The organism is Pedobacter planticolens, from assembly GCF_014172375.1.
Lineage (GTDB): Bacteria > Bacteroidota > Bacteroidia > Sphingobacteriales > Sphingobacteriaceae > Pedobacter > Pedobacter planticolens.
On record NZ_WNXD01000001.1, the window covers coordinates 567,094 to 589,710 of the forward strand.

Sequence of the window (22,617 nt, forward strand, 5' to 3'; positions counted from 1 at the left end):
AAAGATGTTCAAATTAAACTTAAAAATCGCATTGCGAAACCTTTGGAAGAATAAAGGTTTTTCTCTTATAAATATTGGCGGCTTAGCTATTGGTTTGGCTAGCTGCATGGTGTTGTTAATTTACGTAGCTTATGAGTGGAGCTACGATAAACAATTTACCAATAACGACAAAACATATATAGTTTATCAAAATGCACCAGCAAATGGTAAAATTTTTAGCTGGGCATGGACCCCAAATGTCATGGCTAAAGAAGTGCAAGAAAAAATCCCTGGCGTTAAATATGCATCACATTCTACTTATCCAAGAGCAAAGCTAATTACTGTTGGCGAGAATAAATTAAGTAGTAAAGCTGTTTTTGCAGACCAAGCATATCTCAAAATATTAGACTATAAATTTATTAAAGGTAATGAAACACAGGTTTTAAAAAACGTAAATTCTATCATCCTTACCAAATCTTTCGCCCAAAAATTATTTGGTAACGAAGACCCTATTAATAAAACAGTAAAATTAGAAAATCAAGAAGTTTTAAATGTTGAAGCTGTAATTGAGGATATTCCAAACAATAGCAGTATTATTTTTGATTGTATCATGCCATGGGCGTTGTTCGAAAAAACTGAAACTTGGGCTAAAGAAGGCAATTGGGGTAATAATATGTGTTTAACATTTGTGCAATTGCAAGATAATAAATTTTTTGCAGCCGCAAATGCTTCAATGTTAGGTATTTACAAAAGAAATCAAAAGGATAATTTGGCAGAAGCTATATTACATCCATTAACTAAGTGGCATTTATATAGCGATTTTGAAAATGGTAAATCTGTAGGTGGTAAAATAGATCAACTTAAAATATTCCTATTACTTGCCTTTTGCATTTTGTTAATCGCTTGTGTAAACTTCATGAATTTATCCACTGCTCGTTCTGAAGGCAGAGCAAAAGAGGTTGGTGTCCGTAAGGCGATTGGTTCAAGCCGCAAATCATTAATTAGTCAGTTTTTTTTAGAATCCATACTCATCACATTTATCTCTACCGTTTTAGCTTTTATATTGGTTGAAATCAGTTTGCCATATTTTAATAATCTATTAAATATTAAGTTAGTTATTGATTACAATAATAGTGGGTTTTGGATAACACTTTTTGCTTTAATGATTTTCACTGGGTTTATTGCAGGCAGTTACCCTGCACTATACTTATCTTCTTTTGAGCCGATTAAAGTATTAAAAGGTTTCAAAATTAAAACAGATTCATCAGTTTCTGTGAGGAAAGTATTAGTAGTAGGGCAATTTGTTTTTGCCGCATGTTTAATTATTTGTACAGCTGTAATTTATCAACAACTTAATTACGTTAAAAATAAACCAATTGGTTATGATCAATCTAATTTGGTACAAATAGCAATACAAGGTAAAATGGCTGATAATAAAAAGTTAGAGTTACTTAAAACTCAACTATTGGCATCAGGAGCAACAACCAAAGTAACTTTTTTTAGTAATGATATAACTGAGAGCGGAAATAATACAACAGATGTAGAATGGGAAGGTAAAAATCCTAATGATGTTATTTCATTTAATAACAGAGGAATTGGGAGTGATTTTATAAAAACAATAGGTACAGAACTTGTTGCTGGAAGAGAATTTTTAATAAATGCTGCTAACGATACTAATAGTGTCATGTTGAATGAAGCTGCAGTTAAAATGATGAAACTTAAAAACCCTGTTGGAGCTAAAATTAGACATTGGGGTAATGAAAGAATAAATGTGGGTGTAATTAAAGATTTTGTGGTAGAAAGTGCTTATCAAAAAGTAGCCCCAATGATATTTTTTCCGAGTTCTACTTGGGGTTCCAATATGATCATCGCTCGCTTAAACCCAAATCAAAATATAAGTTCATCATTAGAAAAAATAGATGCATTGGTTAAAGAAATGGAACCTAATTATCCTGTTAATCGCAAATTCGTAAACGAATCTTTCGAAGCTAAGTTTCAGGATGAAAAGTTGCTAGGCACACTTTCTAACTGGTTCGGGGGTTTCGCCATTTTTATTTCTTGCCTAGGTTTACTTGGTTTAGCCCTATTTATGGCTGAACAACGTAAAAAAGAAATCAGTATCAGAAAAGTTTTAGGCGCAAGTACAGGTAATATCCTCACGTTGTTGAATAAAGATTTTATCAAGTTGGTTGCAATAGCCAATATCATCGCTTTCCCACTAGCTTATATTATTATTAATAAATGGCTTTCTGCTTTTGAATATCGAGTACCCATTTCATTTTTGCCTTTTGCATTGGCTATCATTATCTCAGTTATAATTGCTGTTTTAACTGTTAGCATCCAATCTATTAAAGTTGCAAAAGCAAACCCAATAGATGCCTTAAAATACGAATAAGGTTTTGTGTTGCGTGTTACAGGTTGCAAGCCTGAGCGCAAACTTTAAACCTATAAATAAAATTAGTGAATTAATATACGTCATTACCCGCAACTTATAACACATAACCCGTAACCCAGCTATGTTCAAATTAAACTTAAAAATTGCCCTTCGCAACCTTTGGAAATACAAAGGATATACCTCAATAAATGTTTTTGGCCTAGCAATTGGCCTAGCAAGCTGCATACTCATTTTTATTTTTGTGAGGTATCAATTGAGCTTCGATAAAGATTATGCCAATGGCGATAGAATCTATCGTATGGTTACTTCTTGGAAATATGCAGATGGAAACGAATTTTATTCTCAAGGTGTTCCTCTACCTTTGCCAGCAGCAGTTAGAAACGATTTCTCGCAATTTGAAAAAGTTGCAGCTATACAACAAAGTAGTGGAATTGTTAAAGCTAAAGCATTACCTGGCAAAGCCGAAGTTAAAAAATCGGAATCAATATATTATGCAGAGCCCTCATTTTTCGAAATATTCGATTATAAATGGCTAGCGGGAAATCCCAATCAATCGCTAACTGCACCAAATACAGTTGTACTATCAGAAAAAGCAGCTAATACTTACTTCGGCGATTGGCGCAAAGCGATAGGCAATACTTTAATTCTGGACAATAAAACCGATTTTAAAGTAACTGGTATTATAAAAGATAATCCACAAAACAGCAGTTTCCCATTAGAAATCATTTTTAGTTACGTTAGTTTTAACTCAAAAAACAGTAAAGATTGGGGCTCTGTTTCTTCAAGTTGGGAATGTTATGTGTTGTTAAAAAAAGGTGTTCTACTTAGTGAATTGGATAAACCTATACAACAATTTCTAAATAAATATGAAAATGATAAAGATGCCTCAGGTAAAGTTGGTCACACTGTTCAACCATTAAAAACCATTCATCATAATGATAATTATGGGAATTTTGCCAATAAGTATATGCCCTACAAACAAATTATTGGTTTGGTAATCATTGGTTTGTTCTTGCTTTTAACGGCTTGTATCAACTTTATTAATTTGGCAACTGCACAAGCAATTAGTAGGAGCAAAGAGGTTGGTGTACGCAAAGTTATGGGCAGCAGGCGCAAGCAATTGATATGGCAATTTTTAAGTGAAACAGCTTTAATTACTTTTATAGCACTTTTATTAGCCTGTGTTTTATCAGAATTAACTTTGCCAAAAATGGAAAATCTATTTGGTGGCGATGTTACTTTTAGTCTATTTGGTCACCCAATTATTTTTGTATTCTTATTGGTTATGTTGGTGGTGGTAAGTTTCCTAGCGGGATTATACCCAGCCTTAATTATGTCGGGTTTTAGCCCTGCATTGGCCATTAAAAATAAAGTTACAGCAAACGCTGGAGGAGTAGGTTTGCGTAAAACCTTAGTAGTTGTGCAATTTGCAATTACTGCAATTCTAATCATAGGTACATTGGTAGTAATTAAACAAATGAGTTTTATCCGTAATAAATCTCTAGGTTTTGATACACAAGCCATTTCACTGGTTAGCTTACCACAAGACAGTTTAAGTAAGTTAAAATATAATGGATTCAAAGAAAGATTAAGTGGCATTAAAGGTGTAAAAAACATTAGTTTTTGCTCTGCCGCTCCATCGTCTGATAGTAATAACGAAACTAGTTTTACTTATAATAGCTCCAAAAGGGTAGATTTTCAAGCTAATGTTAAAGCTGTAGATGAAGCTTATTTTAAAACATTTGGTTTGCAACTTATAGCTGGCAGACCAATAGCAAAGAGCGATACCATTAAAGAATTTGTGGTAAACGAAACATTGATTAAAAAGCTGAATGTCAAAAATCCAAATGAGGCTATTGGTAAAATAATGACGCTATGGGGCGGAAAAGGTCCAATTGTAGGTGTGGTTAAAGATTTCAATAATTATTCACTTCACGAAAAAATAGCTCCTATGGCTATGTTCTCTAGAAAAAGCAATTACAGAGGTATAGCCATAAAATTAGACGTTGCAGATATAGGTAATACGATGAAACAGGTAGAAAGCACTTTTAATACCATGTTTCCAGATTATGTGTATGAAAATGAATTCTTCGATGAAAACTTAAAAGGTTTTTATGAAACAGAACAAATTATGGGAACACTTTTTAAGGTTTTCGCAAGTGTAGTAATTTTCATTTCCTTTATTGGGTTGTTTGGTCTGATTTCCTTTGTAGCAACGCAACGCACCAAAGAAATTGCCATTCGCAAGGTTTTAGGAGCATCAAACTTAGAGTTAATCAAAATGCTAAATAACTCATTTCTGTGGATGGTGTTAATTGCCAATATGGTGGCCTGGCCAGTCGCTTACATCTTTGTTAAAAACTGGTTGGCTGGCTTCGAATATCGCATTGATTTAAGCATTTGGCCTTTCATTTTTGCAATGTTAATATCAATGTCCATCACCATTATAACAGTTACACTAAGAAGTTATAGAGCTGCAAAAGCCAATACAATTGATGCCTTGAAATACGAGTAATTTAAGAAACTCAGAGGTTTCTAAATACATTGTACTAACTACTAAATACTAAAAGATGTTCAAATTAAACCTAAAAATCGCATTGCGAAACCTTTGGAAAAACAGAACAATAACTGCTATTAATGTTGGTGGATTGGCCGTGGCTTTATCAGCATTTATTTTAGTAATGATGTATGCTACGTATGAAACAAGTTTTGATAAGGAAAATCCGAACTACGATAATATTTATGTTGTTGGTATAACCTATCCAGAATTTAAAACGTATTACACCGCTGCTCCATTTGCAAAAGCCATTAAACAAAATTTCCCCGAAGTTGAGTCGGCTGGTTTGGTAAAGGAAGGTTCTTTTGAGCTCACCATTAAAAATGGAAAGAACACACTTTTTACAAATAAAATTCTAGCAGCTGATTATAATGCGGCCAAAATTCTCAATATAAATCCAAATGGTGGTCTAATAAAACCAGCTGGAGATGTAGAAAGACTTACTTATTTGAGTAATGAAAGCATGAAAACGCTTTTTCCAAATAAAAAAGATAATAAGCCCGAAATGGTTGGATTTGGAGCGAGTAATTCAGGGATCACAGGAATAATAGCCGGTTCGATAAAAAATAACTTGCATTCGAACTTTACTTTCGATGGTGTTTCCATCGCCAACGAATTAGGTAAGAACGATAACTATGATATGAACGATTACACCATCTGCGTACAGGTAAAGCCTGAAACACAAGTGGTAAATCTCGAGCAAAAAATCACTAATTTATACCAAGCAGAATTACTAAAAAGTAAAGCAGGTAAAAGAATTGATGAAGTAAAAGGAATTTCTACCTTTTTAGACCCGCTTTCAAACCTGCATTTAAAACCAAAAGCTGGTAATGATGCACCTTACAAAACATTAATAGCACTTTCTGTTTTAGGGGTTCTAATTTTGGTTATTGCCTCTATTAATTTTACCAATTTAAGTATTGCTCAGGCAACAAAACGTGCCAAAGAAGTTGGCGTTAAAAAAGTACTGGGCGCTTATCGATTTCAATTAACAACACAGTTTTTGGTCGAGATATTTATGCAATGTTTTGCAGCTACTATTTTGGCCTTAATTTTAGCAGAATTGGTATTGCCAAACTTTAATAATTTGTTTCAAACCCACCTATCTATTTGGCATATCAATAATGGTTTGTATTGGCAGTTGCCGTTAATTTTAGGAGTAATTACCCTTATTGCGGGTATTTATCCAGCAATGATTTTGTCAGGTTTTAAACCCGCGGTGGTTTTAAAGGGAAACTTCTCTACCAGTAAACAAAGCTATTGGTTACGTAATGGATTGCTAGTTTTTCAGTTCAGTGTTGCCGTAGTTTTCATCATTGGTTTATTCATTATCAATTCGCAACTGAAATATATGAGTAAAGAAGATCTTGGTTTTACAGCAAATCAAGTAGTTTACATTAAAAATATTTCAATTTTTAACGATCCTATCAAGTTCGAACCAGTTAGAGAAAAGATCCTTAAAATTCCTGGAATTAAATCGGCAACTGTAGCCACATTTATACCTGGTGGTATAAATGGAATAAATAACTACACAGCAAATGGTATAAAAGCAAATATTGATTTTGTAGATGTAGACTTCGACTATTTCGAAACGCTTGAAATTAAACTAAAAGAAGGGCGCCTTTTCTCAAATGAATTTAAAACAGATACCATAAATTCTGCTGTTATAAATGAAAGTGCCGTAGCTAAATACGGAATTAAAAACCCTATCGGACAAACCATTAGAGGCTGCAATATCGATTATAAAATAATTGGTGTGATTAAAGATTTTAAAACGCAAGGCTTCGAAACTGCCATTCAGCCCACAATTTATACTATTAAAGATCCTTGCGGAGGTTATAAAACACAAATCATGCTTAAAATAGAAGAAAGTAAAATGACCGAAGCCTTAGCCAATTTAAAATCACAGTGGTCAACTATCAATAAATTGGATGGAGAAGATTTTCGTTATCAATTTTTAGATGAATTGTATGGCAAGCTTTTCAAAAAACAAGAACAATTACAATCTATATTTTTCGCAGCCGCGATACTAACCATTTTCATTGCTATTTTAGGCCTTTTCGCCTTTGCAAAATACATCACCAACGGGCGGATGAAAGAGATCGCAGTACGAAAAATATTAGGCGCAAGCGATATTCAAATCCTGAAGCTGTTAAATACTTCATTCTTTGCAATAGTAGTTATAGCCAACTTAATTTCTTGGCCATTAGCTTACATTTTAACTAAAAAATGGCTAGAAACATTCGCATATCGAATAGAAATGCCAATACTTCCTTTTGCGCTAAGTGCATTAATTACAATTTGTCTAACAGTAATTACTGTAAGCATTCAAGCTCAAAAAGCAGTAAAATCAAATCCCGTCGATGCACTTAAATATGAATAAATGCCCCACATAACCTCTCCAAGGGGGAGGAATAATAAGGTGGGAAAGCATAACTTAAATTATATAAATAAACTAATAAATTAACGTACCTCGATGCTTTTAGGTATCGAGGGGTAAAGCCCCTTTAGGGGTTTGGGGTATGATCGAACTTAAAAACATAGAAAAATACTACGCAAACAAAGGTGTAAAAAGTTACATCCTTCGTCACGTAACAACCAGTATTAAACAAGGCGAATTTGTTTCCATCATGGGCCCATCTGGTGCCGGAAAATCAACCCTGTTAAATATTTTAGGTATGCTCGAAGAACCAACCTATGGCGAATACCATTTTATGGGAGAAGATGTAACAGCAATGAAAGAGCGACAAAGAATAGAGTTATATCGTAATCATATTGGTTTTGTGTTTCAAGCGTACCATTTAATTGATGAAATGACAGTTGCCGAAAATATCGAAGCGCCTCTATTGTATAAGAAAATTCCTGGAGCCGAGCGTAAAAGTCGCATAGCGGATGTTTTAGATCGCTTTAACATGGTGGCAAAAAAAGATCTATTCCCCAACCAACTCTCCGGCGGACAACAACAATTAGTAGGTATTGCAAGAGCATTAGTTGCGCAGCCATCTATTATTTTGGCAGATGAACCAACTGGAAACCTACAATCTGCACAAGCAGAACAAATAATGGATTTATTTAAAAAACTAAATCAAGAAGAAAATATCACCATTCTTCAAGTTACACACTCAGAAAAAAATGCACAATACGGTAATCGAATTTTAACAATAGAAGATGGAGTAATTAAAGAAGACGTTTCAGTTAACGGTTAAGCCTAATCAACTAACCAACCAAACATCCAAAAACCTAATAAACCAACCAACTATGTTTAAACTCAACTTAAAAATCGCCCTGCGTAATTTATTTAAAAACAAAGTTTATGCAGCCATAAATATTGGTGGTTTAGCACTTGGATTAACAGCCTTTGTACTTTTATTGTTATTCATTAATCATGAAACTAATTACGATAAATGGAACCCAGATTTAGATAAAGTTTATCAAATAAGAGAACATCATGATTCTTTCACACCAGACAATCAACAACATTGGATGGAATCTGTCGAATCGAGAGTAGGTGCTTTAGTGACAAATAAAGTACCTCAATTTAAACAGGTAACCAAAGTAGGGATAAGCTGGGGGGATGGATATTCTGTGAAATTAGCTAACGCAGATCCCATACTTATTAAAGATATTAGAGATGCCGACTCACTATTTTTCAAGGTTTTTCCTTACAAATTCGTTCAAGGAGATCAGTTAACAGCTATTAGTACGCCAAATACAATTGTGTTAAAAAGAAGTGTAGCCTTAAAGCTTTTTGGAACAGAGAAAGTCTTGGGCAAGCAGTTAAAACTACTCATGTGGCGAACAGATGAAGGAAGAATGGTTACCGTTACAGGTGTTGTAGAAGATCCGTCAACCCCGCAAAGCGTAAACTTTAATGCTATTTTACATTCAGGAGAACGAGAACAAGATCCAGATCAGATAAGTAACACTAATCATTGTGAAGTATATGCTTTAGCAGCGCAAAAATTAGATACAACGGCAGTAAATAAAGTGTTGCAAAAAGTATATGTCGACTATAAAAAAAGAACAATTGTTGATCAAAAAGGAATTGATTTTAAAGACTATTATAAAAATGGTAAAACGCCAGGCTTAAAAATAGTTCCACTTCAAGAAGTATATTCAACCCCATCACTTACTCCAAGCTGGCTAGATAAGATTAAACCAATAATTGCGCTTTCCATATTTCTGTTATTGGTATCAATTATCAACTTTGTGAATTTATCAACTGCGCAATCCGTACAAAGAGCAAAAGAAGTTGGAGTTAAGAAAGTTTTAGGCGCTTATAAAAAGCAATTGGTTATTCAGTTTTTGCTCGAATCTGCTATACAAACATTAGCATCTTTATTTATCTGCGTAATTTTAGTAGAGATTTTACTGCCCGCATTTAGCAACCAATTCGATGTACAATTAAGCTTTTGGCATAGTAAGCAATTACTATCCATGCTGTTCCAATTAGTTGGCTTATTTATATTCATCACACTATTAGCAGGCTTTTATCCCGCGTGGATGTTATCAAAATATAACCCCGTCAAAGTATTGAAAGGAAATTACGAAAACGGATTTAAAGGCATCGCATTAAGAAACGGATTGGTAATCGTACAATTTATTATTGCCGTTACCTTTATTATTGGCATAGGAGTAATGCAGCAACAAACCAGTTATGTAGCCAATAAAGATTTAGGTTTTAATAGAGATAAGCTAATTAATATCTCGACAAACTATAATGATGGAGATCCATTTGGTGAAAGGGTAAAACGAGTTACAGGTGTAAAATATGTAGCTACAACCACACAAGTAATGGGTAACACATTTAATTTTTCGAATGAAATTACATTTAATAATCAAAAATACGACCTCAATACAGTAACCGTAACTATGGATGCTTTGCCTGCATTGGGGGTACAAGTAGTAAAAGGTCGAATTTTTTCAAGAGCATACGGTCAAGACACCATCAATAGTGTGGTAATCAACCAATCCGCAGAAAGACTACTAGGAAAAAATATGGTTGGTAAACAATACAAAACCTTTAAGGGAACAAATGTTTTTCAGGTAGTTGGAGTAATTAAAGATTATAATAACGAAGGGTTTGATAAAGCCGTTTTACCAACTATTTATAAGGTTACGCATTTGGGCGGATCATCAAATACCAATAACCTATTAATAAGATTTGAGAGCGAAAATTATAAACCAGCAATGAAAGCAATAGAAGGGATATGGAAAGAATTATATCCAGCTTTTCCGATGAGATATATTGCAGTTGAAGATGCCTTTCAAAACGAATTAAAAGCTACACGCAGGCAAATGCAAATTATAGTTTTATTTAGCGTAATCTCAGTTATCCTTTCCTTATTAGGTCTATTTGCCCTGTCAGCCTTTATAGCAAAACGAAAAACTAAGGAAATAGCAATTAGGAAAATACTAGGCGCATCAAATTTTCAAGTAATTAATATGTTAAATCGATCATTTTTGATACTAGTAATTATCGCAAATTTAATTAGCTGGCCCATTGCTTTTATTTTAACTCGTAAATGGCTAGAAGGATTTGCCTACCGGATTGATATGCCAATTTGGCCTTTCTTAATGGCCACTTTATTGTCTGTTGTGATAGCTGTATTTACAGTAAGCTTACAAGCCAGAAAAGCTGCGGTAAATAATCCAGTTGATGCCTTGAAATACGAATAAGGTATACACCGTCTATTCTTTTACACACGTCATTCCCGTGAAAACGAGAATCGTAATGCAATTGGTTTTCATTAAATAAGTTAGTCTATACGTATCCTAAAAGCAGTTGAAACTATAAATCAACTGCTTTTATATTTTAAAAGTATAAAACTACGACCTGCAAAAAGAAACCTAGCCCTGTCAACAAGAAACCTGGCGCCTGCAAGAAGAAACCCAGCACCCGCAATAAGAAACCTAGCCTTGTCAGAAAGAAACCTAGCCCTGTCAACAAGAAACCTGGCGCCTGCAAGAAGAAACCTAGCCTTGTCAGAAAGAAACCTAGCCCTGTCAACAAGAAACCTAGCGTCTGCAAAAAGAAACCTAGCCTTGTCAACAAGAAACCTATCGTTTGCAAGAAGAAACCTAGCCTTGTCAGAAAGAAACCTAGCGTCTGCAAGAAGAAACCCAGCACCTGCAACTCTGCAACAAAACCCATAACTTTACCAAATGCAAAAGACCTTCACAGATCAACTTGGTAATGAAGTAACAATTAATTATCCACCTAAAAGGATTGTGTCTATTGTGCCATCACAAACCGAATTGTTGTTCGATTTAGGTTTAGATGAAGAAGTTATTGGTATAACTAAATTTTGTATTCATCCGATAGAAAAATTTGCATCTAAAACTAAAATAGGAGGAACTAAAAAACTACTAATAGAAAAAATTAGAGATCTAAAACCTGATTTAATCATTGGTAATAAAGAAGAAAATACGCGGGGCGAAATTGAATTACTGATGCAAGAATTCCCAGTATGGATAAGTGATATCCATAATTTGGAAGAATCAATGAAAACCATTACCGAAATAGGAGAGTTGATAAACCGAGAACCTGAAGCCGCTTATTTAAATCACCTCATTCATGCTGGTTTTACAGATCTACAAACACTAGCAGTCACAAAAAACATTCATCAAAGCGTTGCCTATTTAATATGGAAAGACCCTTACATGTTTGCAGGCCGAAACACATTTATAGATGATATTCTACGAAAAATAGGACTACAAAACATAATTGAACAAAGTAGATATCCAGAATTAACACTCGATGAACTGAAAACTCTTAACCCGCAATTCATTTTCCTCTCTTCCGAACCCTATCCTTTTAAAGGAAAACATATTGAAGAAATTCAATCCGCTTTACCAAATGCAAAAGTTAGACTAGTAGATGGAGAAATGTTTTCGTGGTATGGAAGCAGATTAGTTAAAGCGGTAAATTATCTTTTTCATTTGCAAGATGACTTGATAATTAGCTAATTAGCTAATTAGGTGATTAACTAGTAAAAATAATTAAGCCTTACTTTTTGATTATTGATGCAAAACGCTATCTTTGCAATCCAAAATAAATCCTAACTGCGGATGTGGCGTAATTGGTAGCCGCACCAGACTTAGGATCTGGCGCTTCACGGCGTGGGGGTTCGAGTCCCTTCATCCGCACAAACAAATGAAGCCGTTCCGATGTAAGTCAGAACGGTTTTAATTTTATAAAGACATTGAAAAAAAATAAAGATGTGTGTTTGAGTCTATACAATTTGTCTCATATCTCATATCTCAATACTCAAATCTAATTAAGAAATGAACATCACACAGGAAAAAGTTAACGATTTAAATGCAGTAGTAAAAATTACTATCGCACCTGAAGATTATAGCCCAAGAGTAGAAAAAGCACTTAAAGAGCAAGCTAAAAAAGCAAATCTACCTGGTTTTCGTAAAGGAATGGTTCCAGTTGCCCACATGAAAAGAATGTATGGCAAAAGCATTTTGGTTGAAGAAATCAACAATATGTTAAGCGAAAATTTATCTAAACACCTAACAGATAACAAAGTTGAAGTTTTAGGTCAGCCTTTACCAGTAATGGACGATACTAAAGAATTTAAATGGGATAATACAGATGAATTTGAGTTTAACTACGAGTTAGGTTTAGCACCAAAGGTGGATGTTGAAATTACTTCGAAAGATAAATTTACAGCTTACAATGTTAAAGCTGATAAAGAAACTTTAGAGGCTCGTATCAAAAACATCCGCAAAAGCTATGGCAAAATGACAAATCCTGAAGTTTCGGCAGAAGGTGATGTGCTTTATGCTGATTTGGCACAACTTTCTCCAGATGGAGCAGTTTTTGAAGGTGGTATTGCAAGCACAGGTTCTATTCGTTTAGACTTAGTAACTGATAAAAAGATTTTGAAATCTCTTTTAGGCTTAAAGAAAGATGATGTGTTGGAATTAGACATCCAAAAAGCTTTTGATAACAATGAAACAGTAATTGCTAAATTGTTAAATATTGGCGAAGAGGATGCAAAAGATTTGAAATCGAAATTTCAAGTAACGGTTAAAAATGTAAATCGTTTAGAAGAATCAGATTTAAATCAAGAGTTCTTTGATAAAATATTTGGTGCAGATGTAGTAAGTGATGAAGCTGGTTTTAGAGCTAAAATTACTGAAGAAATTGAAAGCATGTTTAAGCAAGATGCAGATCGTAAATTACAAAACGATATTTATACGCAATTGACTGAGCAAACTAAAATGGAGTTACCTGATGAATTTTTACGTAAATGGTTAAAAGCTACGAACGAAAAATTAACTGACGAAGAGTTAGAGCAGGGTTACGCTGATTTTGCAAAGAACCTTAAATGGACTTTGATTGAAAACAAAATCATTACGGATAACGAAATTAAAATTGACTATAAAGATGTTTTCGAAACTGCTAAACAACGTTTAGATGCACAGTTTAGAATGTACAGCCCACAACCAATGCCAGAAGATCAGTTAGCACAATACACAACTACTTTCTTGCAAGAAAAAGAAAATGCTAATCGTATTTTTGATGAGGTTAAAGCTTTAAAAGTATTTGAATACATACAATCGGTAGCAACTTTAGACAAAAAAGACATTGACTATAACAAGTTTATAGAAATGAAGTAATTGAGATTTGTCATCCTGAGCTTGTCGAAGGATCTCAATTTAAGTCTTTTATAGATATCTTTTTAAGAGCAGCTTTTTAGCTGCTCTTGCTTTATCTAATCAGTTTGTTAATCGTTATCAGTTTACTCAAATGCTAACTTTAAAAGAAGATTGCATATAACTGACCAATATTTGTTCATTTATTCGAAGTTTTAAATAATTTAGCATTGACGATAATCGTTACTACACCAAATTAGATACGCATTAAAAAGAAAAATATTCACATATTATGAAGATAGATAAAGAAGAATTTAGAAAATACGCAGTTAAACATCATAGAATTAACGGATTAAATGTTGATCGTTATATTGGAGCAACTAACAGTTCGCCAAAATCAATGACGCCTTATATCATTGAAGAACGCCAGTTAAATGTTGCACAAATGGACGTTTTCTCTCGTTTAATGATGGATCGTATCATCTTTTTGGGGGATGCAATTTATGATCAAAATGCAAATATCATCCAAGCTCAATTGTTGTTCTTACAGTCAACTGATGCTAACCGTGATATTCAAATTTACATCAACTCACCTGGTGGCTCGGTATACGCGGGTTTAGGTATTTATGATACCATGCAATACATCACACCAGATGTGGCAACAATTTGTACAGGTATGGCGGCATCAATGGGTGCAGTATTATTAGTAGCGGGCGCAAAAGGTAAACGTGCTGCATTAACACACTCAAGAGTAATGATTCATCAACCATCTGGAGGTTCACAAGGTGTTGCTTCAGATATGGAGATTAACTTGAGAGAGATGTTAAAATTGAAAAAAGAATTATACGATATCATTTCAACTCACTCCGGACAAAGTTACGAATGGGTAGAAAAAGCTTCAGATCGTGATTACTGGATGAAAGCTGACGAAGCTAAAAGTTTTGGTATGATTGATGAAGTGTTAGGATCGACGAAATAAAAATAGTTGCGGGTTGCGAGTTATAGGTTGAAGGTTTAGGCTTTCAAACCCAGAACTCGTAACATGCAACTCACAACAAAAAAGAAAATGGCTAAACAAAATAAAGAATCGCGTTGCTCTTTTTGTAACTCTCCAAAGCAAGAAACTTTAATGCTTATAGAGGGTTTGGACGCATATATTTGCGACAAATGTGTAACGCAAGCTAATGTTTTATTAGCTCAGGAATTGGGGAATAAGAAAAGTGGGTCATTTAGTCAATCATTTACTTTATTAAAACCTGCTGAAATAAAAGCACACATTGATCAATATGTAATTGGCCAGGATGATGCTAAAAAAGTACTTTCTGTAGCAGTTTACAATCATTACAAACGTTTAAGTCAAAAAATTGATAAAGATGAAGTAGAGATTGAAAAATCTAACATCATGTTAGTTGGCGAAACAGGAACAGGAAAAACATTATTGGCAAAAACAATTGCTAAAATTCTGCATGTACCTTTTTGTATTGTAGATGCAACTGTTTTAACCGAGGCGGGATATGTTGGAGAAGATGTAGAAAGTATTTTAACGCGTTTATTGCAAGCGGCAGATTATGATGTAGCATCTGCAGAACGTGGTATTGTGTATATTGATGAAGTGGATAAAGTTGCCCGCAAGAGCGATAATCCATCAATTACTAGAGACGTATCTGGAGAAGGTGTACAACAAGCGTTGCTTAAAATTTTAGAAGGAACAATTGTAAACGTGCCACCGCAGGGCGGAAGAAAGCATCCTGACCAGAAAATGATACCTGTAAACACCAATAACATTTTATTTATTTGTGGTGGTGCATTTGATGGAATTGAACGTAAAATAGCTAATCGTTTGCGCACACAAGCTGTTGGTTATAAAGTTAAAAAGGATGAACAAGATTTAGATTTAAAAAATCTGTATAAGTATATTACTCCGCAAGATTTAAAAGCTTTCGGTTTAATACCAGAGTTAATTGGTCGTGTACCGGTTTTAACACACCTTAATCCGTTAGATATACAAGCACTACGTAATATTTTAACGGAGCCGAAAAACTCTTTAATGCGACAATACGCCAAGTTATTTGAATATGAAAATGTAAATCTTCAATTTGATGACGAGGTATTAGATTTCATTGTAAATAAAGCAATGGAATATAAGTTGGGAGCGAGGGGCTTAAGATCAATTTGCGAGGCGATTATGTTGGATGCGATGTACGACACTCCATCTGATGAAAGTGTTAAAGAATTACACATTACATTAGATTACGCCATGGAGAAATTTGAAAAGGCCGATTTTAAAAAGCTAAAAGCAGCATAAATTAAATCCTCTAGAATTTCTAGGGGATTTTTTTTAACCCGTTAGTTTGGAAGTCAATGGTCGATAGTCCATTGACCATTAGCCAAACTGATTTAATTTTAATATATTTATAAAAAGGAGTACAAAAGATGAACGAAGAAAAAGACGTAAAAAAAGACGCAACAGTTGCTGATAAAGCAAAAAAAGTAAAAGAAGTAGAAACTCCAGTAAAATCAGGCTTAAAGTCTAAAGATGATATTGTTAAAAACTGGTTGCCACGTTATACAGGCAGACCATTAGAAGATTTTAGTCAATATATTTTATTAACCAATTTCAGTAAATACTTAACCATGTTTTCTGAATGGAATGGTAACGCACCAATTATGGGCTTAGATAAGCCTATGCAAAGTGTTACTGCAAATGGTATTACAATTATTAATTTCGGTATGGGAAGCCCACTTGCAGCTACTATGATGGATTTATTAACTGCAATTACACCAAAAGCAGTTTTGTTTTTAGGCAAATGTGGTGGTTTAAAAAAGAAAAATCAATTAGGCGATTTAATTTTGCCAATCGCAGCGATTAGGGGAGAAGGAACATCAAATGATTATTTACCAGCAGAAGTTCCTGCATTGCCATCATTTGCTTTACAAAAAGCGATTTCAACAACAATTAGAGATCATTCTAGAGATTATTGGACTGGAACATGTTATACCACCAACCGCAGAGTTTGGGAGCACGATAAAGAATTTAAAAAATACTTGAAAACTTTACGTGCAATGGCTGTAGATATGGAAACTGCTACAATTTTCACCACAGGTTTTGCGAATAAAATTCCAACTGGTGCTTTGTTATTAGTTTCAGACCAACCGATGATACCAGAAGGCGTTAAAACTGCAGAAAGTGATAGTTCTGTAACAACAAATTATGTAGAAAGCCACCTTAAAATAGGAATTGATTCATTAAAACAGCTAATTAATGGTGGTTTAACGGTTAAACACCTTAAGTTTTAAGAAACAATCATTTATTTCTACAATAGTATAAATCCGTAATAGAGAAACTTAGAAATAAGTTTCTTTTTTTATTTAGAGTTTTTGACTTTTATCATAGTTTACAAATTTTCTTCATCCATAGAATGGATTACTAATTTATTCCACTTATTTTTCCATTTTTTATCTTCAATTCTACGCTGATAGGTATCTAAATTAAAATTAGGTGTAGGTCTAACCTGTAAATTAAATAAATCATCCAATCCATAAGGAGCAATATATTGAATTTGCCCTTCCATACTCAATTTTATTGCAATTGCAGTAGCAGTTTCTGGCCAAAATGAAATTGCATGATTACAGTCATTATATGGCGTATGCCCATTTCTTGTATGCATTAATGCCTGATTTTTCACTGACCAATTAATTGTAAAATCTATCAACTTTAGCTTTTCTTCAATTAGTAAATCCTCTTGTTTGTCTAGTTTATTACAATCAAAATAAATAACATCAACATCATTAAGTGCCGTTGGTGCCATTTGATGTTTAACATCCCAAATTTTGTTTCTTACAAATCCAGCACCTACCCAGCAATCATTTAAATCTAAATTCTTAATGATGCTTAAAATATTCATCATCCACTTATCTGAAGTTATAATTTCATTAAATTCTTTATTAAAATTTATTCCTATTTAATATTCTTTTTCTTTTTAGGTTTTGGAATTTTTCCAATCCTAGGATCGTTATTCTTGATCATCTCACAGATTTTGATCGTTTGTTCCTCAAAATTATCATCAGCAGAAGATAACATTTGCCATCCTGTTACTCCATCTCCCAGTATTGGGATTGATGTTATTGATGGCAAATCCTTTCTCAAACTTTCATGATGATCTTTACTTGTTGCAATCCAGATACCGTTACTTTCCGATGCTTGTGGCTTATCTCGCAAAGCCAATACAATTTTATGGTTCACATAGAGTGTTGACACACCAAACATAGATTTGATTTCCACATCCAATGGATATAAATAATCGAGCACAAAGTCGAAAGGAATTTTCATATACCAAGATAAAAAACAATGCTAAACTTAAACAGGGCTAAGATAAACTTATCAATTTATTTACGTTATTGATGTCGATTAGTTGACTTGAAATCTCAATGAAATAATCTAACTGCCATTGCTGAGTTTTTTGAGCTTGCTTATTGGTAGTTATATCCCAAGGTGGATAAACTCTAATTCCTCTTTTACCTTGCTTTTTGCTGTCAGAAATTACTCCTTTTTCCAATAAAATGGATTTAGGAAAAATGAACTGACCAAATAAATCTTGATTTTTCGTACTGATGATTATCAAATCAAAATCGTCATCAATATGGAAAGGTTCAGTTTGTTCATTTATATTTCTTTTCCAAATGGTAACAAACTGGCCAATTTTGGTTGGAGTAATTTTGGCAGTTCTATGGATAATTGATTTTCCATTTAATTTAAAACGACAAGCATCATATTCAACACTTTCTTTCTCTATTTTTAATTCAGAAAAGTCAAACCCACATTTATCATAAACTAAAGTTTTTGCAAGAAATAGACTGTTATTGATGTTCATCTAATTTTAAAAAGTCGCCATCGATAATTAATAATTTAACCCCACTTTTAGATATGGAACGATGAGAACTTAAATCATCAGAAACAATGTAGCTCATCCCTTTGGTTAAAAAAAATACTTCTCCATTTTCAAGTTCGCTACTGAATTCTCCATCTAGACAATGTAAAATATGCCCTTTTTGACACCAATGATCTGCTACATAACCTGCAGAATATTCAACTAAACGAACACGAAGGCCTGCAAATTGAAGAGTTTGCCAATAGGCGATTCCAGTTTCTCCTTGATGTTCAGTTTTCTCAATTTTGCTCCAGTCTATGGATTGGAAGGGAATATTACTCATTTATTTTGTTTGTACTATGGGGTGATAAAGGTTTAATCATCCAAACTTTTAGGATAATCAAATAGCAAAACTTTCCCCGTATTCGCACTTATTTCTTCCCAATTATCAAATGGAAATTCTATAATTACCACACTAGAAGTAGGCATATTGTAAATATGACCATTGCTTAAATAGTTAGCTAGATCTGTTAATCCTGGATTATGACCAAATAAAGCAATCTGATTAAATTGGTTATCAAAATTAGTAATAACGGTTAAAAGTGATTTTACATTAGCTTCGTATATTTCAGATTCCTGCAAAATACTATCCGAAGGAATTCCCCAAACCTCTGCGAAGTATTTAGCAGTAGTTAGAGCTCTTAATGCTGGGCTACTTACAATAAGTTCGGGCACAATTTGCTGTTTAACTAAGCGTTCTGCCATTTCTGGAGCATTCGCATGACCTCTTTTATTTAAAGGACGGTCAAAATCAGCTAAATCCGCATTGCCCCAATCAGATTTTGCATGTCGAACTATTAATAATTGCTTAGCCATTTGTTAACCTTTCTTTTAGTTTATTTACAATGCTTTCCGGACTAATTAAGTCTATACAAGGGTAAACACCACAGAGACAAGGTTTGTTTCCGTAAATAGAGTTTGGCCTATTTGGATGATCAATTTGAATGCAATCTGCTAGCGACTGACCATAGCCTAAAAACCCAGCATACGGATGTGTTGGTCCCCAAATAGAAACCACTGGTACACCCATTAAAGACGCCATATGCATTCCGGCTGAATCCATGCTTAGCATTACATCAAGATTAGATATGATATCAAGTTCTTCCCTTAATGTAAATTTACCAATTAAATTTTTAACATTTTTAAATTGATTTTTCCAGCCTTCGGCGATTGCTTTTTCTTCGTTTCCACCACCAAAAATAAAGATTCCATAACCTAAGCTATCTAATTCTTTGATAGCTTTTTCCATTTTATTGTAAGGATAGACTTTGTAGATGTGTTGTGCAAAAGGCGAAATACCTATTCTCTTTGCGACTTTATTTGCAAATAATTCTTCAGCATTTGCTGGAATACTTTTTATCGATTTAACTAATTGATGGCTCAACTTTACATTAAAACCTAATACTCTAAAAACATCTGCATAACGTTCTACAGTTTGTTTTAAAGATTTAAAAATTTTATTCTTTGACCGAGTTAAGGCTTTTTTTTCTGCTCTTCCTTTATCAATTCGTTCAATTTTATAAGTTGCTAAACGGAAAAACGTGGAGAGTATTCGGCTGCGTAAATTATCGTGTAAATCTGCTATTGCGGTTGGCTTGTATTTGCGTAATTCTCTATACAATTTATACAAACCCACAACACCTTTATGCGTTGTTTTAGGCTCAATAGCATGAAATGTTAGGGTTTCTATTTCATCAAAAAAAGGTTTAAAAGCTGCACGACTTACCATCACCAATTCAACCTCGGGGTTTTGAACTGAAAACTCTCGTAAAACGGAGGCTACCATAGCTACATCGCCCATGGCAGAAAAACGTAAAACGATGACTTTACCTTTTGAAGGCATTATTTAGTGTTGTTGTATAGAATAGGATTTAAACTTGGATCGTTATACATTTTCATTTGTTTGTATACTTTCATATACTTTTTACCCGCTTCAATATCTACTAAAAGTTCATCAATACTAGCGGATAAATCGGTTCTTTGCGCCAATAAAATGGTTAATTTTTGCAAACATTGCTTGCGATGCTCATCTGTTGCAGTAGGCCTTTCGGCCTCTTCTTGCATGTGATAAATTTTAAGCGCCAAAATAGACAAACGATCTATTGCCCAAGCAGGACTTTCGGTATTCACTTTTGCGGTAGATAAAGGAGTTATGTTTTTATATAAATCGAGAAAATAACCATCAATAAATTCAACCATATCGGTACGAACTTGATTTTGTGCATCAATCCGTCTTTTCCAACTTAAACCTTCAACAGGGTTGATTTCTGGATTTCTAACTACGTCTTCCATGTGCCATTGTGCGGTATCAATCCAATTTTTTAAATACAGCAAATGCGCTAAACTCGTAGTGTCGTGAGGACTAACTGCAACTTGATCTATATTATCGAACTTGTGATAATCAGTAATTGATTGGTTGAAAATTTTATTGGCTATTTCACTTATCATCTCACAAAGATATTTTTTTTTGATTAAAGTAATTGGTAATTTCTACCAAAGAAAAGGCATTTAAGCATTTTTTAGAAGTTAATCCGCCTTTGCGAGCTACCATTACACCATAGCGCATATCATGGAAACCTTCTTTACGATGCGCATCTGGATTAATTGAAAGTAAAACACCTTTTTCTAACGCATAGCGATGCCAACGCCAATCTAAATCTAAACGTAGTGGATTTGCATTAATTTCGATAACGACATTATTTGCTGCACAAGCGTCAATTACTTTTTTATAATCGATGTCGTAACCTTTCCGGCTCAATAATAATCTCCCAGTTGGGTGACCTAAAATAGTGGTATACGGATTTTCTATAGCTTTAATTAAACGAGCAGTTGCTTTTTCTTCATCCATTCGTAAATTACTGTGGACAGATGCCACTACAAAATCGAAAGTTTTTAAAATATCATCGCTATAATCTAAAGAACCATCGTTTAAAATATCACTCTCAATTCCTTTAAAAATTTTAAAAGGAGCAAGTTTGATATTTAATTCCTCAATTTGTTGGTGTTGGGCAAAAACGCGTTGTTCATTTAATCCTTTTGCATAAAATGCAGATTTAGAATGATCGCAAATACCTAAATATTCTAGTTTTAAATCATCTTTGCAATACACTGCCATTTCTTCCAAAGTATGCACACCATCGCTCCAATCAGAGTGATTATGTAAACTTCCTTTTAAATCAGCATAGGTAATTAAATTTGGTAATTGATGATTTTTAGCTAACTCAATTTCATCTAAACCTTCACGTAATTCGGGTTCAATAAAATCTAATCCAGCTTTTGTATAAATTTCTTCTTCGCTTTTAAATGTACCATTTCCTGCTAGTTTTAAAACTTCATTTACATGATTTTCATTGCCAGTTAGTTTAAAATAATCGAGATAAAAATCAGATTTTGGTACGATTGACAACTTAATTTGCAAACCACTTTCTGTATGTGCAGTAAATGTGCTTTCTCCGTTATTTTTAAATTCTAAACCGTCAAATGCTAGAATTTTTTCTGCTAAATCATTAACATCATCAGTTCCAATAACAAAAACAAGTTCTTCAATTATCTCAACACAACGTCTAAATTCTCCAACTAATCCTAAAAAAGCATCAATATGATCAACTGTGTTTAGCCAAGCAGAAATAGTAGAGCGTAGCTGATTCGCAATTGATTCTACATGTGCATATAGAAACTTACCATTGGCAGCCATTTTAAACTCAATCTTTTGCTTAATTTCTTCTTGAGTTTTAAGTCCGAAACCTTTGGCTTCAATTAATCGGTTTTCGTTGCAAGCGTAGTAAAGTTCGCCGACATTTTCTATTTGAAGATCGTGCCAAATTATGCCAACTTTTTTTGCTCCAATACCTTTTATACTTAACATTTCTACAACACCTGGAGGAGTTTGCTGCAAAATATTTTCTAATTCCTGAATAGTACCCTTTTCTAGAAGTTCGATAATTTTGCCTGCGATACTTTTACCAATACCATCAACTTTATCAATCTCTTCGAAAGGTTTTTTAGCAATTGGAAAAGGGAGTTTATCTATTTTAAATGCAGCATTGGCTACAGATTTAACCTTAAAAGGATTTTCTTCATGCAACTCCATAAGTTGCGATAAAAGCCTTAATGTACGTGATATGGTTTTGTTTTCCATTGTTGTAAAA

19 protein-coding genes and 1 tRNA gene are annotated in these 22,617 nt (G+C 33.7%); 11 read left to right on the forward strand and 9 right to left on the reverse strand.

The genetic code is table 11. The features are described 5' to 3' along the window. Positions 1 to 4: 4 nt before the first annotated feature. The 5 genes from GM921_RS02480 (at position 5) to GM921_RS02500 (ending at position 10,610) form a co-directional block, all read left to right on the forward strand. Positions 5 to 2,374, forward strand: coding sequence for an ABC transporter permease (locus tag GM921_RS02480; protein ID WP_182921030.1), 2,370 nt, complete (start codon positions 5 to 7; stop codon positions 2,372 to 2,374). Positions 2,375 to 2,495: 121 nt separating this feature from the next. Then, positions 2,496 to 4,889 (forward strand): ABC transporter permease, encoded by a 2,394-nt coding sequence (locus GM921_RS02485; protein ID WP_182921031.1) that lies wholly within the window; start codon positions 2,496 to 2,498, stop codon positions 4,887 to 4,889. A gap of 55 nt (positions 4,890 to 4,944) precedes the next feature. After that, positions 4,945 to 7,314, forward strand: coding sequence for an ABC transporter permease (locus GM921_RS02490; protein ID WP_182921032.1), 2,370 nt, complete (start codon positions 4,945 to 4,947; stop codon positions 7,312 to 7,314). A gap of 139 nt (positions 7,315 to 7,453) precedes the next feature. Beyond that, entirely contained in the window at positions 7,454 to 8,137 is a 684-nt protein-coding gene (locus GM921_RS02495; protein ID WP_182921033.1) for an ABC transporter ATP-binding protein, read from the forward strand. A 52-nt stretch (positions 8,138 to 8,189) separates the two neighbouring features. Continuing rightward, on the forward strand, positions 8,190 to 10,610 hold the full coding sequence (locus GM921_RS02500) for an ABC transporter permease (RefSeq protein ID WP_182921034.1): 2,421 nt from the start codon (positions 8,190 to 8,192) through the stop codon (positions 10,608 to 10,610). 136 nt (positions 10,611 to 10,746) lie between these two features. Here the strand turns inward: GM921_RS02500 and GM921_RS02505 are convergent, their stop codons facing one another. Next, positions 10,747 to 11,085: a hypothetical protein gene (locus tag GM921_RS02505; RefSeq protein ID WP_182921035.1), complete on the reverse strand. Its 339-nt coding sequence runs from the start codon at positions 11,083 to 11,085 to the stop codon at positions 10,747 to 10,749. Positions 11,086 to 11,096: 11 nt separating this feature from the next. Between GM921_RS02505 and GM921_RS02510 the strand changes: the two genes are divergently transcribed. From GM921_RS02510 to GM921_RS02535, 6 genes are all read left to right on the forward strand, one after another. Next, complete coding sequence (locus GM921_RS02510; RefSeq protein ID WP_182921036.1) at positions 11,097 to 11,900, forward strand: ABC transporter substrate-binding protein; 804 nt, start codon at positions 11,097 to 11,099, stop codon at positions 11,898 to 11,900. A 98-nt stretch (positions 11,901 to 11,998) separates the two neighbouring features. Then, positions 11,999 to 12,080 (forward strand) — tRNA-Leu (locus tag GM921_RS02515). Between the two features lie 138 nt (positions 12,081 to 12,218). Beyond that, complete coding sequence (gene tig, locus GM921_RS02520; RefSeq protein ID WP_182921037.1) at positions 12,219 to 13,565, forward strand: trigger factor; 1,347 nt, start codon at positions 12,219 to 12,221, stop codon at positions 13,563 to 13,565. 268 nt (positions 13,566 to 13,833) lie between these two features. Next, a complete protein-coding gene (clpP, locus tag GM921_RS02525; RefSeq protein WP_182921038.1) occupies positions 13,834 to 14,520 on the forward strand; it encodes an ATP-dependent Clp endopeptidase proteolytic subunit ClpP in 687 nt (228 codons plus the stop codon). Positions 14,521 to 14,607: 87 nt separating this feature from the next. Further along, complete coding sequence (gene clpX, locus GM921_RS02530) at positions 14,608 to 15,846, forward strand: ATP-dependent Clp protease ATP-binding subunit ClpX (protein ID WP_182922221.1); 1,239 nt, start codon at positions 14,608 to 14,610, stop codon at positions 15,844 to 15,846. A gap of 128 nt (positions 15,847 to 15,974) precedes the next feature. Next, a complete protein-coding gene (locus GM921_RS02535; protein ID WP_182921039.1) occupies positions 15,975 to 16,838 on the forward strand; it encodes an AMP nucleosidase in 864 nt (287 codons plus the stop codon). Between the two features lie 98 nt (positions 16,839 to 16,936). On the opposite strand, the gene GM921_RS02540 is transcribed toward GM921_RS02535, so the two are convergent. The 8 genes from GM921_RS02540 to GM921_RS02575 are packed head-to-tail and all read right to left on the reverse strand — an operon-like array spanning position 16,937 to position 22,607. Further along, on the reverse strand, positions 16,937 to 17,449 hold the full coding sequence (locus GM921_RS02540) for a nucleotidyltransferase family protein (RefSeq protein WP_182921040.1): 513 nt from the start codon (positions 17,447 to 17,449) through the stop codon (positions 16,937 to 16,939). Positions 17,450 to 17,499: 50 nt separating this feature from the next. Further along, positions 17,500 to 17,871 (reverse strand): hypothetical protein, encoded by a 372-nt coding sequence (locus GM921_RS02545; RefSeq protein ID WP_182921041.1) that lies wholly within the window; start codon positions 17,869 to 17,871, stop codon positions 17,500 to 17,502. 37 nt (positions 17,872 to 17,908) lie between these two features. Continuing rightward, the gene (locus GM921_RS02550) at positions 17,909 to 18,412 is read right to left on the reverse strand and encodes a MepB family protein (protein ID WP_182921042.1); all 504 of its coding nucleotides are present in this window, start codon (positions 18,410 to 18,412) and stop codon (positions 17,909 to 17,911) included. Continuing rightward, positions 18,399 to 18,752, reverse strand: coding sequence for a DHCW motif cupin fold protein (locus GM921_RS02555; RefSeq protein WP_182921043.1), 354 nt, complete (start codon positions 18,750 to 18,752; stop codon positions 18,399 to 18,401). Before GM921_RS02555 ends, GM921_RS02550 begins: the two co-directional genes overlap by 14 nt. Positions 18,753 to 18,784: 32 nt before the next feature. Continuing rightward, entirely contained in the window at positions 18,785 to 19,285 is a 501-nt protein-coding gene (locus GM921_RS02560) for a SixA phosphatase family protein (RefSeq protein WP_182921044.1), read from the reverse strand. Beyond that, the gene (locus tag GM921_RS02565; protein ID WP_182921045.1) at positions 19,278 to 20,312 is read right to left on the reverse strand and encodes a glycosyltransferase family 9 protein; all 1,035 of its coding nucleotides are present in this window, start codon (positions 20,310 to 20,312) and stop codon (positions 19,278 to 19,280) included. Before GM921_RS02565 ends, GM921_RS02560 begins: the two co-directional genes overlap by 8 nt. Beyond that, positions 20,312 to 20,917: a DUF4254 domain-containing protein gene (locus GM921_RS02570; protein WP_182921046.1), complete on the reverse strand. Its 606-nt coding sequence runs from the start codon at positions 20,915 to 20,917 to the stop codon at positions 20,312 to 20,314. The genes GM921_RS02565 and GM921_RS02570 overlap by 1 nt, the downstream gene beginning before the upstream one ends. Position 20,918: 1 nt before the next feature. Next, positions 20,919 to 22,607: a DNA polymerase/3'-5' exonuclease PolX gene (locus tag GM921_RS02575; protein ID WP_182921047.1), complete on the reverse strand. Its 1,689-nt coding sequence runs from the start codon at positions 22,605 to 22,607 to the stop codon at positions 20,919 to 20,921. Positions 22,608 to 22,617 lie beyond the last annotated feature (10 nt).

Coding starts and splice junctions, on each gene's coding strand:
- GM921_RS02480 (WP_182921030.1), top strand. CDS start 5: ATGTTCAAATTAAACTTAAAAATCGCATTGCGAAACCTTTGGAAGAAT.
- GM921_RS02485 (WP_182921031.1), top strand. CDS start 2,496: ATGTTCAAATTAAACTTAAAAATTGCCCTTCGCAACCTTTGGAAATAC.
- GM921_RS02490 (WP_182921032.1), top strand. CDS start 4,945: ATGTTCAAATTAAACCTAAAAATCGCATTGCGAAACCTTTGGAAAAAC.
- GM921_RS02495 (WP_182921033.1), top strand. CDS start 7,454: ATGATCGAACTTAAAAACATAGAAAAATACTACGCAAACAAAGGTGTA.
- GM921_RS02500 (WP_182921034.1), top strand. CDS start 8,190: ATGTTTAAACTCAACTTAAAAATCGCCCTGCGTAATTTATTTAAAAAC.
- GM921_RS02505 (WP_182921035.1), bottom strand. CDS start 11,085: ATGGGTTTTGTTGCAGAGTTGCAGGTGCTGGGTTTCTTCTTGCAGACG.
- GM921_RS02510 (WP_182921036.1), top strand. CDS start 11,097: ATGCAAAAGACCTTCACAGATCAACTTGGTAATGAAGTAACAATTAAT.
- tig (WP_182921037.1), top strand. CDS start 12,219: ATGAACATCACACAGGAAAAAGTTAACGATTTAAATGCAGTAGTAAAA.
- clpP (WP_182921038.1), top strand. CDS start 13,834: ATGAAGATAGATAAAGAAGAATTTAGAAAATACGCAGTTAAACATCAT.
- clpX (WP_182922221.1), top strand. CDS start 14,608: ATGGCTAAACAAAATAAAGAATCGCGTTGCTCTTTTTGTAACTCTCCA.
- GM921_RS02535 (WP_182921039.1), top strand. CDS start 15,975: ATGAACGAAGAAAAAGACGTAAAAAAAGACGCAACAGTTGCTGATAAA.
- GM921_RS02540 (WP_182921040.1), bottom strand. CDS start 17,449: ATGATGAATATTTTAAGCATCATTAAGAATTTAGATTTAAATGATTGC.
- GM921_RS02545 (WP_182921041.1), bottom strand. CDS start 17,871: ATGAAAATTCCTTTCGACTTTGTGCTCGATTATTTATATCCATTGGAT.
- GM921_RS02550 (WP_182921042.1), bottom strand. CDS start 18,412: ATGAACATCAATAACAGTCTATTTCTTGCAAAAACTTTAGTTTATGAT.
- GM921_RS02555 (WP_182921043.1), bottom strand. CDS start 18,752: ATGAGTAATATTCCCTTCCAATCCATAGACTGGAGCAAAATTGAGAAA.
- GM921_RS02560 (WP_182921044.1), bottom strand. CDS start 19,285: ATGGCTAAGCAATTATTAATAGTTCGACATGCAAAATCTGATTGGGGC.
- GM921_RS02565 (WP_182921045.1), bottom strand. CDS start 20,312: ATGCCTTCAAAAGGTAAAGTCATCGTTTTACGTTTTTCTGCCATGGGC.
- GM921_RS02570 (WP_182921046.1), bottom strand. CDS start 20,917: ATGATAAGTGAAATAGCCAATAAAATTTTCAACCAATCAATTACTGAT.
- GM921_RS02575 (WP_182921047.1), bottom strand. CDS start 22,607: ATGGAAAACAAAACCATATCACGTACATTAAGGCTTTTATCGCAACTT.